Annotated in this window: 10 protein-coding genes and 1 tRNA gene; 7 read left to right on the forward strand and 4 right to left on the reverse strand. The window is 72.8% G+C overall.

Annotated elements, in window-relative coordinates; all coding sequences use genetic code 11:
• Positions 1-29: 29 nt before the first annotated feature.
• The 6 genes from ACZ39I_RS23060 to ACZ39I_RS23085 all read left to right on the forward strand — a co-directional run bounded on the left by ACZ39I_RS23060 (position 30) and on the right by ACZ39I_RS23085 (position 7,477).
• On the forward strand, positions 30-1,613 hold the full coding sequence (locus ACZ39I_RS23060; RefSeq protein ID WP_467246186.1) for an alpha/beta hydrolase: 1,584 nt from the start codon (positions 30-32) through the stop codon (positions 1,611-1,613).
• 118 nt (positions 1,614-1,731) lie between these two features.
• Positions 1,732-1,805 (forward strand) — tRNA-Thr (locus ACZ39I_RS23065).
• Positions 1,806-1,923: 118 nt separating this feature from the next.
• A complete protein-coding gene (locus ACZ39I_RS23070; RefSeq protein ID WP_467246187.1) occupies positions 1,924-2,250 on the forward strand; it encodes an enoyl-CoA hydratase-related protein in 327 nt (108 codons plus the stop codon).
• Positions 2,251-2,403: 153 nt separating this feature from the next.
• Positions 2,404-2,826, forward strand: a complete 423-nt coding sequence (locus tag ACZ39I_RS23075; protein ID WP_467246188.1) for a DUF3052 domain-containing protein — start codon at positions 2,404-2,406, stop codon at positions 2,824-2,826.
• A gap of 26 nt (positions 2,827-2,852) precedes the next feature.
• Positions 2,853-3,749: a glycosyltransferase family 2 protein gene (locus tag ACZ39I_RS23080; protein ID WP_467246269.1), complete on the forward strand. Its 897-nt coding sequence runs from the start codon at positions 2,853-2,855 to the stop codon at positions 3,747-3,749.
• 362 nt (positions 3,750-4,111) lie between these two features.
• On the forward strand, positions 4,112-7,477 hold the full coding sequence (locus ACZ39I_RS23085) for an AfsR/SARP family transcriptional regulator (protein ID WP_467246189.1): 3,366 nt from the start codon (positions 4,112-4,114) through the stop codon (positions 7,475-7,477).
• Between the two features lie 31 nt (positions 7,478-7,508).
• Here the strand turns inward: ACZ39I_RS23085 and ACZ39I_RS23090 are convergent, their stop codons facing one another.
• The 3 genes from ACZ39I_RS23090 to ACZ39I_RS23100 all read right to left on the reverse strand — a co-directional run bounded on the left by ACZ39I_RS23090 (position 7,509) and on the right by ACZ39I_RS23100 (position 11,102).
• A complete protein-coding gene (locus tag ACZ39I_RS23090; protein WP_467246190.1) occupies positions 7,509-9,200 on the reverse strand; it encodes a bifunctional 3'-5' exonuclease/DNA polymerase in 1,692 nt (563 codons plus the stop codon).
• Between the two features lie 462 nt (positions 9,201-9,662).
• Positions 9,663-10,415 carry a Clp protease N-terminal domain-containing protein gene (locus ACZ39I_RS23095; protein WP_467246191.1) on the reverse strand — a complete coding sequence of 251 codons (753 nt, stop codon included), beginning with the start codon at positions 10,413-10,415 and terminating at the stop codon, positions 9,663-9,665.
• A 57-nt stretch (positions 10,416-10,472) separates the two neighbouring features.
• The gene (locus ACZ39I_RS23100; RefSeq protein WP_467246192.1) at positions 10,473-11,102 is read right to left on the reverse strand and encodes a LysE family translocator; all 630 of its coding nucleotides are present in this window, start codon (positions 11,100-11,102) and stop codon (positions 10,473-10,475) included.
• 66 nt (positions 11,103-11,168) lie between these two features.
• Between ACZ39I_RS23100 and ACZ39I_RS23105 the strand changes: the two genes are divergently transcribed.
• A complete protein-coding gene (locus tag ACZ39I_RS23105; RefSeq protein WP_467246193.1) occupies positions 11,169-12,413 on the forward strand; it encodes a DUF2786 domain-containing protein in 1,245 nt (414 codons plus the stop codon).
• Here ACZ39I_RS23105 and ACZ39I_RS23110 read toward each other — a convergent pair.
• On the reverse strand, positions 12,394-12,933 hold the full coding sequence (locus ACZ39I_RS23110; protein ID WP_467246194.1) for a DUF4232 domain-containing protein: 540 nt from the start codon (positions 12,931-12,933) through the stop codon (positions 12,394-12,396). The genes ACZ39I_RS23105 and ACZ39I_RS23110 overlap by 20 nt on opposite strands.
• Positions 12,934-13,051: the final 118 nt, after the last annotated feature.

Below are 13,051 nucleotides of genomic sequence, written 5' to 3' on the forward strand. Positions count from 1 at the left end.
AGTAAACTGCACAGAGTTACGCTCGCCTGATGCACACCAGGCGCAGCTCCCGCTCCTTCCGGACCGTCGGCACCCTTCTGGCCGCCGCGCTCCTCGTCTCCGCCTGCTCCGCGGGCGCCTCGACGAGTTCGGCCACCTCCGCCACCTCGGCCGCCGACGTGGCCCTGGGCGCGCTGCCGCAGTCGACACCGGCCGCGCTGTCGTCGTACTACCGGCAGAAGGCGCGCTGGCACGGCTGCGGGGCCCCCGGTTTCGAGTGCGCCACGCTGAGGGCGCCGCTCGACTACGACAGGCCGGCGGGCGGGGACGTCCGGCTCGCCGTCGCCCGCAAGAAGGCCACCGGGCCGGGCGAGCGCCTCGGGTCGCTGTTCGTGAACCCGGGCGGACCGGGCGGCTCGGCGGTCGGCTACGTCCAGGCGTACGCCGGGATCGGCTACCCGGCCGAGGTGCGGGCCCGCTACGACATGGTCGCGGTGGACCCGCGCGGAGTCGGCCGCAGTGAGCCGGTCGCATGCCTCGACGGGCGGGACATGGACACGTACACCCAGACGGACGTCACCCCCGACAACGCGCGCGAGACCACCGAACTCGTCGGCGCCTACAAGAAGTTCGCGGAGGCGTGCGGCGCGCACTCGGCGAAGTTGCTGCGGCATGTGTCGACGGTCGAGACGGCCCGGGACATGGACATCGTGCGGGCGGCACTGGGGGACGCGAAGCTGAACTACGTGGGGGCGTCGTACGGGACGTTCCTCGGGGCGACGTACGCGGGCCTGTTCCCCGGCCGTTCGGGGCGGCTCGTGCTGGACGGCGCGCTGGACCCCTCGCTGCCCGCGCGCCGGGTGAACCTCGACCAGACGGCGGGCTTCGAGACGGCGTTCCAGTCGTTCGCGAAGGACTGTGTGCAGCAGCCGGACTGCCCGCTCGGAGCGAAGGGCACCCCGAGCGCGGAGGTCGGCCGCAGGCTCAGGGCGTTCTTCAGGAATCTCGACGCGCACCCGATCCCCACCGGCGACGCGGACCGCCGCACCCTCGGCGAGGCCCTCGCCACGACCGGTGTGATCGCGGCGATGTACGACGAGAGTTCCTGGGCGCAGCTGCGGGAGGCGCTGAGCTCGGCCATGAAGGAGAACGACGGCGCGGGGCTGCTGGTCCTCTCCGACAGCTACTACGAGCGGGACACCGACGGCCGCTACAGCAACCTGATGTCCGCCAACGCGGCGGTGAACTGCCTCGACCTCCCGCCCGCCTACGCCGGCCCGGAGGAAGTCGAGAAGGCCGTCCCGACCTTCGAGAAGGCGTCCCCCGTCTTCGGGGCGGGCCTCGCCTGGGCCTCCCTCAGTTGCGCGTACTGGCCGGTGCGGCCCACGGGTGAGCCCCACCGCATCGAGGCGCGGGGCGCCCGCCCGATCGTCGTGGTCGGCACCACCCGCGACCCGGCCACCCCCTACCGCTGGGCCCGCGCCCTGGCCGCCCAGCTCACCTCGGCCCGCCTGCTCACCTACGAGGGCGACGGCCACACCGCGTACGGCCGGGGCAGCGCCTGCATCGACTCGGCGATCAACGCGTACCTGCTCCGCGGGACTCCGCCGGTGGACGGGAAACGGTGCTCGTAACCCCCTCCCCGGACCGACGAACGGCTCCTGACACCGCACGCCGGGGCTGGTTCGGAGCACCCTCCGAAACTGTGTAGACTTGCCGACGTTGCTGACCGCACCATGGTGCGGACGGCGCGCCGCCTTAGCTCAGATGGCCAGAGCAACGCACTCGTAATGCGTAGGTCTCGGGTTCGAATCCCGAAGGCGGCTCTGAGAAACCTCAGGACTCACTCGCCGTGACCTGGGGTTTTTCTTTTTCCTTTGCTGCTCCGGCTCCAGCTCCGGCTGCGGATCAATCCTGGCTGGTCGCACCTATGTCCTCGGCGGTTTGCATGGCCGGGTCCAGTTCCGTGCGGTCCGTCCGGGTAGCCGACCAGGTCTGCCGCACGGACGGCCGCCGCCGCGCTGGTTCTTCGGCGAGTCGCTCTCCGCGCGCGGGGCCGAAGGCCTGGGTCTCGTCAACCGGGTCGTGGCGGACGAGGAGCTGGCCAAGACGGCCCGCGCCTGGGCCGAGCGCCTGGCCACCGGTCCGACCCGGGCCCTGGCCCTGATGAAACAGCGTGGCCGGACCAGACGGTTCGGGCGCCGGGCTGAGCAAGCCCGGCCCGGCTCCAGTTCCTCGCCGCCCTCGCCACGCTGCTCGCGAGGGTGGTGAGGTAGCGCGGTTCGGGCCGGCTCCCCCGCGACGCCGTGTCCGGGCGGACATCTTCCGTGCGGCGCGTCACCATGGGTCCGTCAGGATGGGCTCGTCACCGTGGGGCCGTCACGACGGGGGGGGCCGGGCTGGACCAGCGCGCGGAGGTGCCGTATGTCAGGAACCGGGTCGGCGGGCGGCTACTCCGCCACGCCCCTCGCCAAGAAGCTCGGCATCAAGGCGGGGCACCGGGTCCGGCTCGACGGTGCGCCCGAGGGATGGGACATCCCCGGTCTGCCCGACGACTGCGATGTCGCCGTCGGCGGTTCGCGCGGCGCGGATGTCGTCCTCGCCTTCCACCGCGAGTACGCGCGGCTCGCCGCCGAGGCGGGTGAACTGGTCGCCGGCCTCGCGGACGACGCCGCCCTGTGGATCGCCTGGCCGCGCAGGGCCGCCGGGCATGTCAGTGACATCACCGAGAACGCCCTGCGGGAGGTCTTCCTCCCGCTCGGCGTCGTCGACGTGAAGGTCGCGGCGCTGGGGGAGGACTGGTCGGGACTGAAGTTCCTGCGACGGAGGGAGAACCGGCGCAGGTGACACACGGACCCCACACTTCCCCGTATCTGAAATCCTCACCGAGGATCGCCGTAGCCGTCGTGACGATGGGGAACCGTCCCGACGAGGTCGACGCCCTGCTGCGGTCCGTGGCCAAGCAGGACATCGTCCCGGCCCGGATCGTGATCGTGGGCAACGGCTGCCGGCTGCCCGAGTTCGCCGAGCGGCTCTGCCTGCCCGGCGAGGTCACCACCGTCGACGTGGAGGAGAACCTCGGCTGCCCCGGCGGACGGAACGTGGCGCTCGCCCGGCTGCGGGACTTCGGCGACGTGGATGTCGTAGTGGAACTCGACGACGACGGCCTGCTCGTGGACGCCGATGTGCTGCGTCGCGTACAGGAGTTGTTCGCGGCCGACGAGCGGCTCGGCATCGTCGGCTTCCGTATCGCCGACGAGAGCGGCGAGACCCAGCAACGGCACGTGCCCCGCGTCGGCACCTCCGATCCGATGCGCGGCGGCCATGTCACCGGCTTCCTGGGCGGCGGGCACGCCTTCCGCATGGCCATGCTCGCCGAGACCGGGGACTGGCCCGCCGAGTTCTTCTTCGCCCATGAGGAGACCGACCTCGCCTGGCGGGCCGCCGACCGCGGCTGGCGCATCCTGTACGCGCCCGAACTGCTGCTGCAGCACCCGAAGACCTCACCGGCCCGGCACGCCATCTACTACCGGGTCAACGCCCGCAACCGGGTCTGGCTGGTGCGCCGCCGACTGCCCCTGCCGCTCATCCCCGTGCACCTCGGCGTGTGGACGGCGCTCACCCTGCTGCGGATCCGGTCGGCGAGTGGACTGCGCGCGTGGTTCGGCGGGTTCGTCGAGGGCCTGCGGGAACCGGCCGGTGAACGGCGGCCGATGCGGTGGCGAACGGTGTGGCACCTCACCCGGCTGGGACGCCCGCCCGTGATCTGAGGGCCCCTGGTCCGGGGACAGGACGAGGATCCCGGTCGTTCACCTCCACCGACCGGGACCCTCTCGCGTCCCACGGATCCGGCCGCGACGGCGACACTCCCCCGAGTTGCGCGTCGTACGCGCGCGCCCTCGGGCCAGATCCGATGATGTGATCACATCAGGTTGCGCCAACAAATCGCTAACATGTGGCCAACGCATCTACGTGTGGTGGTCCGCCGGTTGGCGCGAAGTCGACGGCGGCGATGGGGGACCGACGGTGTGCAACCGCGGAGCGACAACGGATTCCGGCAGTGGCCGGCATCGGACGGCTGGCGGGAAACCGCCGTGAAGAGGGCGGATTTCCGCCAGAAGTGGGCGGCGTGATGGGGCGCGGATCGCAGTCGGGGCTGCGGTTCGGACTGCTCGGGCCGCCGATTCTGTACGACGGCCAGGGCGGCGCCGGTGTCCGGGTCGTCGGCAGCCGCAAGCAGCGGATCCTGCTGGCCGCGCTGCTCCTCGAAGCCGGCCGGGTCGTCTCCACCCGCTCCCTCAAGGAGGCGCTGTGGGGGAGTACCCCGCCCGCCTCGGCCAAGGCCTCGCTTCACAACCACGTCTCCCGGCTGCGACGGCTGCTCGACGACCCCGAACGGCTGCAGGCGGTGGCCCCCGGCTATCTGCTGCGCGTCGCGCCGGGTGAACTCGACGTCCAGGTCTTCGAGAGCCACGCCGCCCGGGCCCGCGGCGCGCACGCCGACGGGAACTGGAGCGAGACCGTCCGGGAATGCGCCGCTGCACTCGCGCTGTGGCGGGGCGCACCGCTCAGCGGAGTCCCCTCCGAGCTCGCCGGCTACGCCCTGGTCCAGCGCCTGGAGGAGGCCCGGCTGCTTCTCCTGGAGTGGCACTACGACGCCGAGCTCGCCCTCGCCGACACCCGGCCGGACGCCCTCGTCCCCGAACTCTCCGAACTGGCCGCGGAACACCCGTTGCGCGAGTCCTACCACCGCCAGCTGATGCTCGCCCTCCACCGCACCGGCCGCCAGGCCGAGGCCCTCGCCGTCCACCGCGACCTGCGCACCCGCCTGGTCGAGGAACTCGGCGTGGAACCGGGCCCGGCGGTCCGCGAGGCACATGTGGAGGTGCTGCGCGGGGGAGACAGCGGCGGGCGGTCCGAGGCCGGGGCCCGGGGTGCGGGTGCTGTTCGGGACGACGGGTCCGACCGGACCGGACGTGAGGGCACAGCAGGCGCGACAGGCACAACGGGCCGTTCAGGAGCGGTCGTTGACTTCGGCGAGTCAAACGAGGAGACCAGCTCGGCCCCTACCAGTTCCCGCCTCGGCGCCCCTCCTGGTGTCCCTGCCGACGCCCTCCCTCTACGTGCTACGCGCGAAGATGCCCCGCCCGCCACCCATTCGTCGCACCCTGCCGCCCATCCGTCGCGCCCCGCCCCCGAGGCCGAGACCCCCCTCCCTCGCCCCGCTCAACTCCCCCCACCCCCAGGCCACTTCACCGGCCGTGTCGCCGCCCGTGACGACCTCCGCCGGGCCCTCACCCTGGGCGACGGCCCGGCCGTGGGCGTCGTCAGCGGTATGGCCGGCGTCGGCAAGAGCGCGCTCGCGCTGCATGTGGCCCATGGGCTGCGGGAACGTTTCCCTGACGGCCAGCTCTACGTCAATCTCCAGGGCGCCACCCCGGGAATGACCCCCCTCACCCCGTCCCAGGCCCTCACCGCCCTGCTGCGCGACCTCGGCGCCGACCCGCGCCGTATCCCCGAACACCCGGACGCCGCAGCCGCGTTGCTGCGTTCGCTGCTCGCGCCCACCCGCACGCTCATGGTGCTGGACGACGCCGCGAGCGCCGCTCAGGTACGGCCGCTGCTGCCGGCCGGCGGCGGCTGCGCGGTGATCGTCACCAGCCGTTCCCCCCTGACCGCCCTCGACGACGCCCACCGTTTCCCGCTCTCCCCGCTCTCGGCCGAGGAGAGCGCGGAGTTGTTGCGCGCGGTGTCGGGCCGTGACGGCCGGGACAGCCCCGGCGCCGATGGCGGACCCGCCGACCGCGGACCCTCTGACGGCGGACCCACTGACGGCGGACCCACTCACGGGGGCACCCGCGCCACCTCCGCTCCCGTCACCCCCACCACCCCCATAGACGCCACCCACCCCCTCATAGAACTCACCGGCCGCCTCCCCCTGGCCCTGCGCGTCGTGGCCGCCCGCCTGGCCGCCCGGCACGCCCTCACCCCCGATGTCCTGGCCGACCAACTGGCAGCCACCGAGGACCGGTTGCGGCATCTGGAGTACGACGACCTCTCCGTCCGCCGCTCCCTGGCCGTCGCCCACGACGCCCTCGCCGCCTCGGGCCGCCGGTCCGACCGCGACGCCGCCCTCGCCCTGTGCCGCATCGGCGCCCTCGACCTGCCCACCTACGGCGTCCCCCTCGTCGCCCGCCTCCTCGGCGCCGACGGCGGCGACGAGACCCGGGCCGAGGACGCGCTCGACCGCCTGGTCGACGTGGCCCTCCTGGAGGAGACGGCGTACGGCCGCTACGCCCCGCACGGCCTGGTCCGCGACTTCGCCCGGGAACTCGCGCGCACCGGGCACGCCCCCGACATCGCCCGTACCGCCCTGCGCTGGTACGCGGCCGTCGCCGAACGCGCCCTCATCGCGATCGCCGAACCCGGCCTCGACCTGGAGGACCGTTGCCGCCCGACCGCCGCGCAGCCACCGGAGCACGCGGCGCACGTGCTGGCCATCCCGCCGTTCCCCTCCTCCGAGAGGGCCTTCGCCTGGTGCGAGTCGGAGCTGGAGAACATCGTCGCCCTGGCCGAACGGCACGCGGACACCCCCGACGAACGCGCCGCCGCCCACGTCTCCACCCTGCTGCGACTGCTCTCGCCCTTCCTCCAGCGCAGCGGCCGGGTCGCCGAGACGGAGGTACTCGGCCGGGCCGCGCTCACGGTGGCGCGGCGGCTCGGTGACGATGAGGCCGAGGCGTGCGCCCTGGGCGACCTGGCCGGACTGCACTTCCTGACCGGCCGGCACAGCGAGGCCCTGCTCCTCAACGATCAGGCCCTCGCCATCTGGCGGCGGCTGGGCAGGGACTCCTGGACGCGCCGCTGCCTCAACAACCGGGGTCTGCTGCTCGAAGGCCTGGGCCGGTACGCCGAGTCGGGCGAGGCACTGCGGCAGAGCCTCGCCTACTCACCGCAGTTGAACGACCCCTTCGGCGAGGCCGTCACCCACAGCAATCTCGGCAACCTGTACGAGCACACCGACCCGCGCGCCGCCATCGAGCAGCACCGCCGCTCGCTGGCCATCGGCGAAGAGGCCGGCAGCGTGGTCGTACGGCACTCGGCGCACTGCAACATCGGCTACGCCCATCTCACCCTCGGCGAACCGGCCGCCGCAGTGGCCCACTTCGAGGAGAGCCTGCGCATTCTCGGCAGCCCCGGCGACTGGCACGGCGAGTCACAGAGCCGTCTCGGCCTGGTCCGCGCCCTGCGCCTGACCGGCCACGGTGAGCGCGCCGCCGCCGAGTGCGCGGAACTGCTGCGCCGTGCGGACGCCCGGGCCGACCGCTACACCGGCGCCCTCGCCCGCCACCAGCACGGACTCCTGCTGCGCGAGCGGGGCAGGACCGAGGAGGCGTACGGACAGTGGCGGGCCGCTCTCGACGCGCTGGACGGCACGGACGAGAAGACGGTGCTCCAGGAGCTCATCGCCCTGCTCGACGACTCCTGTTTACGGTGATCACTTCGCGGTGATCACTTCGCGTCGGTGCTCACTTCGCGTCCGTGTAGCACTCCACCACCGCCGTCGTGAACGGAAACCGCACCGGCGTCTCGCCGAACGTCAGCCGCCCGGCCAGATCCGACGCCTGTCCGATCGCCGCCACGACCGCCTCGGCCTCCTCCTCGGGACAGTGCACGATCACCTCGTCGTGCTGGAAGAAGACAAGTTCGGCCGCCATTCCCGCACAGGCCTGCCGCAGTGCGGCGAGCAGCAGCAGGGCCCAGTCGGCGGCGCTGCCCTGCACCACGAAGTTCCGCGCGAAGCGGCCGCGGGCACGGGTGTTGGTGGAGGCGTACCCGGGGGCCCAGCCGTCCTCGCCGGAAGCGGGCTGCCCGGCCGGGTCGTCCTGGGGGATGCCCGCCTCCTCAGCGTCACCCGCCCCGGCGGCCGGCGGGCACGTCCGCCCCAGCCAGGTCCGCACCAGCCGGCCCTCCTCGCCCGCGCGGGCCGCGTCGTCGACGTACGCGACCGCCTTCGGGAAGCGGCGTCTGAGCGCGGCGAGGTTCTTCAGGCCGTCGCCGGAGGTCTGGCCGTAGACCGCGCCGAGCACGGCGAGTTTGGCCTGAGCGCGGTCGCCGGAGAAGGCCCGTTCGGAGACGGCCTGGTAGAGGTCGGTTTCGCGTCCCGCCACCTCCATGAGCCCGGGGTCGCGGGAGATGGCCGCCAGCACCCGCGGCTCCATCTGGTCGGCGTCCGCGACGACGAGCCGCCAGCCCGGGTCGGCGACCACCGCACGCCGGATGACCTTGGGGATCTGAAGGGCACCGCCGCCGTTGGTGACCCATCTGCCCGTGACAGTCCCGCCCGCGTGGAACTCGGGCCTGAACCGCCCGTCCCGCACCCAGTCCTGGAGCCAGGACCAGCCGTGGGCGACCCAGATGCGGTACAGCTTCTTGTACTCGACCAGGGGCTTGACTGCCGGATGGTCGAGGGACTCGAGCTCCCAGCGGCGGGTCGACTTCACCTTGATGCCGGCCTGCGCGAACGCCTTGATGACATCGGCGGGCAGGTCGGGCCGCACCCGGCGCCCGAAGGCCGCGGACACCTCGTCGGCCAGTTCGGCCAGGCGCCGGGGCTCGCCGCCGCCGGCGTACCGCTCGCCGAGCAGTTCGTGCAGCACCCGGCGGTGGGTCTCGGCGCTCCACGGCAGCCCCGCGCGGTTCATCTCGGCGGCCACCAGCATCCCCGCCGACTCGGCGGCGGTCAGCAGCCGCATCCGGTCGGGGTGCGCGGTGGCGTCGTGCCGCCGCTGCTGGTCGGCGTAGACCTCGGCGAGGTCGGTCAGCGGCACATGGACGCTCTGCGGCTCGAACAGGGACGACTGCGAACCCGCTACGGCGGCGCGCTGGGGCGGGTCGGGCGGTACGGGGCCGCCGCGCAGGCGGGCCAGGGCGGCGGCGGCCGACCGCGGTTCCCCGTACCGCCCCGCGTGGCCGAGCAGGAGGGTCTCGGCGTCCTCGATGTCGTAGCACCGCTCCACGCGCACCCCCGCGGCGAGCAGCCGTGGATACACCTCGGCGGTGGACCGCCACACCCACCGCGCCACCTTCGGCCGCCCCCGCACGGCCTCGGCGAGATCCCCTTCCCGCCGCACCGGCCCGACGGGCAGCCCGTCGGGCCCGAGGGCGGCCACCTCCACGCCACCGTCCTCGGCCGGAGCGAGAGCCCAGCGGTCGGTCATACCTGCGAGTGTGCCAGCCACCTCTGACAACGGACCTTCCGGACATCAGGGGCTCTGGCGGCTCTCACGGCTCTCCTGCTTTCACGGCCCCACGACTCCGCCGACCCCGCCCGAGCCGGCTTTCACGGGTGCCTGGGTCTGACCCGCGAGTCTCTGAGCGGGCCGTCCGAGGCCGTCCGCGTGGGGGTGGCGTTCGGGGTTTTCGTTCGCCGCTTCCCGGCTCCCGAGGCACATGACACCCGCGAGCCGTGTGGCACACGACGCGGCCGTGCGCGCGGCCCGAGCGAGCGGGACGGGCATCCGGCGCCGCCGTGCGGAAAGTGCCCCTTGCGCCCCCTGCGGGAGGCTCACCCGCCAACCCTGCCCAACGAGGCAGCCCTCGCCCGGCAGGATCTGCGCGGATGTCCCGGCCGCCCCGGCCGAACCTCGCCGCCCAACCTCCTGGCCGCCCCGGCCGCCCCCTCAGCCCTGCTCGCCCCCGCCCCCTTCTCCGCCCTGCGACGTCACGTACTTCTCCAACTCCTTGGCGATCGCGCCCTCCACCGGGCTCTTCTCGATGCCGAGGCCCGACAGGACGCCCGTGCCGTGTTCGAACTCCAGGAGGGCCAGCAGGATGTGTTCGGTGCCGATGTAGTTGTGGCCCAGCCGGAGCGCCTCGCGGAAGGTGAGTTCCAGGACCTTCTTGGCGGCCGAGCCGTACGGGATGAGTTCGGGGACTTCCTCGGCGGCCGGCGGGAGCGCGTCCGTCGCGGCCTGGCGGACGGCGTCGAGGGTGACCCCCTGGGCGACGAGTGCCTTGGCCGCGAGGCCCTCCGGTTCGGCCAGCAGGCCGAGGACGAGATGCTCGGGCCGGCCCTCGGGGTTACGGGCGGCGATGGCCGCGTTGTGGGCCGCCATCACCACGTTGCGGGCCCGCGGGGTGTACCGGCTGAAGCCCTGGTCGGCCGACAGGTCCGCCGACTCCTTCGGCACGAACCGCTTCTGCGCCGCCTGCCGGGTGACCCCCATGCTCCTGCCGATGTCCGTCCAGGAGGCGCCCGAACGCCGGGCCTGGTCCACGAAGTGGCCGATCAGATGGTCGGCCACCTCCCCGAGGTGATCAGCGGCGATCACCGCGTCCTGGAGCTGGTCCAGGGGCTCGGGATGGACCTTCTTGATGGCCGTGATGAGGTCGTCGAGCCGTACGGATGACGTGATGTTGGGGTTCGTCGTCATGCTGTCAACCGTAGGTTGTCAGGGAGAGGGTGTCAACCAGAGGTTGCCTCTACTTCTTCACTTCGGTGAAGCCGCCAGCCGTACCGCCAGCCCCGTGAACACCGTCCCCGAGGCGAGGTTCATCCACCGGTTCACGCGCGCGCTGCGCCGAAGGACGTTCCCGAGCCGCCCGGAGAGCAGCCCCACACCGCCGTCCCACAGGAAGCCCATGACCACGAGGGTGATCCCGAGCAGCAGCAACTGCCCCGGGACATGGCCGAGCGAGGGGTTCACGAACTGGGGCAGGAACGCCACGTTGAAGAGGATCACCTTGGGGTTGAGCAGATTGGTGACCGCTCCCTGCCAGAAGGCCCGCCGCATCCCCGCCCCGCCGGCGGTGTCCCCGTCCTCACCCGGAACCGACCGGTCCCGGAACGCCTTCACCGCCAGGTGGAGCAGATAGGCCGCGCCCACCCAGCGCAGGACGTGGTACAGCGTCGGCAGCGTGTTGAACAGCGCCGACAGTCCGAGCGCCGCGGCGACCGTGTGCACGAGCATGGCGCAGGCCACGCCGAACGCGGCCATCACCCCCGCTGCGGGCCCGCCCCGCCCGCCCATCGCCACGATGAACATCATGTCGGGACCGGGAGTGACACAGAGCGCGAAGGCGGCGACGAGAAAGGCCGCGTACAGAGACATGTCCACCATGCCGCCATGCTCGAAGCGGCACACGCGCGTGGGCGACCGATTTTCGGAGAGTGAGACGATCGCCGCGTGAGCAGGAGTAAGAGCAGGGGCACGAGCGGCGGCAAGACCGGTGACAAGACCCATGGCCGACTCGGTGACAAGAGCGACAGCAGGCGCGGCGCCAAGAACAGCAGCGGTCCGACCGGCGACACGACCGGCACCGTCGACCGCGCCTTCCGTGCCGCCCTCTACGCCGACGACGACACCGCCCTGGACACCGGTGCCTCCCTCCTCGCCGCCGACCCCGCCTCCGACGCCGAACTGGCCCGGCGCGGCGCCGAGTTCGTGGCGCAGGCCTGGCGGCGTGGCTGGCAGCCCGCCGATGTCGTACGGATCGTGCGACGCGAACTGGACGACACCCATGTGCGGCTCGCCACGGCCCTGATCCACGCACAGGCCCCGGACGACCGCCCGCGCGGCCCCCGCTGGACCGCTCAACTCGCCCAGCTCTCCGAGTCGCAGGAGTCCGACGGGAACACCCCCCGCCCCGACCGCTTCACGCACGCCACCGCCGTACTGGAGCTGTACCGCCTGCTGCTGCGCCTGCCCGCGCTGGAACCGCTGGAGGAGCCCCGGCGGGAGCACAAGGGCGACGCCCGCATGCTGGGCCGTATCCGCGCCCTGCTCGCCAAGGCGGAGGCGACCGGCTACCCGGAGGAGGCGGAGGCGCTCACCGCCAAGGCGCAGGAGCTGACGGCCCGGCACAGTGTCGACGAGGCGCTGCTCGATGCTCGTGCGCCCGCGAAGGACACCCCCGGTGCCTGCCGGATCGGGGTCGAGCCGCCGTACGAGCAGGCGAAGGCGGTGCTCCTCGACGCGGTCGCCACCGCCAACCACTGCCGGGCCGTGTGGAACGAACCGTTCGCCTTCTCCACGGTCGTCGGCTTCGAGGGCGACCTGGCGGCGGTCGAACTCCTGTACACCTCGCTGCTCGTGCAGGCGCAGTCGGCGATGGCGACGGCGGAGGCGGCCCAGCGGGCGGCCGGTCGCAAGCGCACCAAAACCTTCCGGCAGTCCTTCCTCGCGGCCTACGCCCACCGCGTCGGAGACCGCCTGCGCACCGCCGCCGAGGCCCCCGTGACCGACGACCTGCTGCCGGTCCTCGCCTCGCGCGAGGTCGCCGTCACCGACCGTATGGAACAGATGTTCCCGCAGACCACGACGACCCGGCTGCGCGGTGTCAGCGACGAGGCGGGCTGGACCGAGGGTGCCCGGGCGGCGGACCGGGCGCAGGTCGGAAACCGGCCCCGGCTCAGTCCCCGGCCTGAGTGAAGGCGCCGACGGAGACGTTCGGGTCGCCGGCGTTGTCGCTCTTGCCCTGGACCGGTCCGTACGACCACTTGAAGCTCTTCTGGGTGTCCGCTCCGGGCAGGCCGATGGCCAGCGTCTTCACGTCGAGGCTCGCCTTGGCACCGGCCTCGCCGCGCGTGTACGTGAGGGTGAAGGTGGCGGCCGTGCCCTTGGCCAGGGTGACCTTCGTGGCCTTCGCGCCTTCCGTGGGCGGGACGCTCGCCGACGAGTCCGCGGCGTTCAGGTCGATGCCGGGGAAGCCGTCCAGCGTGCAGTCGGCGCTCTGGTTGGTGAGCGTGACGGGGATGTTGCCGGTGTCCCCGGCAGCGGGGGCCACGTTGGCGGGTCCCACCTCCACGTCCATGTGAGCGATCCGGCACGTGGTGCCGTTGCTCGGGCTCGCGACGGCGCTGCCGCCGCCGGAGCTGTCACCGTCACCGGAGCAGCCGGTCAACAGCAGGGCGGCGGCGAGGGCGGTGACGGCGAGGGGGGCGGCGCGCATGTGAAGTCCTCTGGTGTGAGCGATCCGGTGCATGGATCATCACGCATGGCAGAACAGCACGGTTGCCCACGCCCGCCGACATGTTCCGCTGCGGCGGGAGGCTTGCGTGCGGCCTGAG

Source organism: Streptomyces sp. NPDC024687, assembly GCF_055559055.1.

What these genes read in the sequence shown, in the direction of transcription:
- ACZ39I_RS23060 (WP_467246186.1), top strand. Translation starts at nt 30, where the DNA reads ATGCACACCAGGCGCAGCTCCCGCTCCTTCCGGACCGTCGGCACCCTT.
- ACZ39I_RS23075 (WP_467246188.1), top strand. Translation starts at nt 2,404, where the DNA reads ATGTCAGGAACCGGGTCGGCGGGCGGCTACTCCGCCACGCCCCTCGCC.
- ACZ39I_RS23085 (WP_467246189.1), top strand. Translation starts at nt 4,112, where the DNA reads ATGGGGCGCGGATCGCAGTCGGGGCTGCGGTTCGGACTGCTCGGGCCG.
- ACZ39I_RS23090 (WP_467246190.1), bottom strand. Translation starts at nt 9,200, where the DNA reads ATGACCGACCGCTGGGCTCTCGCTCCGGCCGAGGACGGTGGCGTGGAG.
- ACZ39I_RS23095 (WP_467246191.1), bottom strand. Translation starts at nt 10,415, where the DNA reads ATGACGACGAACCCCAACATCACGTCATCCGTACGGCTCGACGACCTC.
- ACZ39I_RS23100 (WP_467246192.1), bottom strand. Translation starts at nt 11,102, where the DNA reads ATGGTGGACATGTCTCTGTACGCGGCCTTTCTCGTCGCCGCCTTCGCG.
- ACZ39I_RS23110 (WP_467246194.1), bottom strand. Translation starts at nt 12,933, where the DNA reads ATGCGCGCCGCCCCCCTCGCCGTCACCGCCCTCGCCGCCGCCCTGCTG.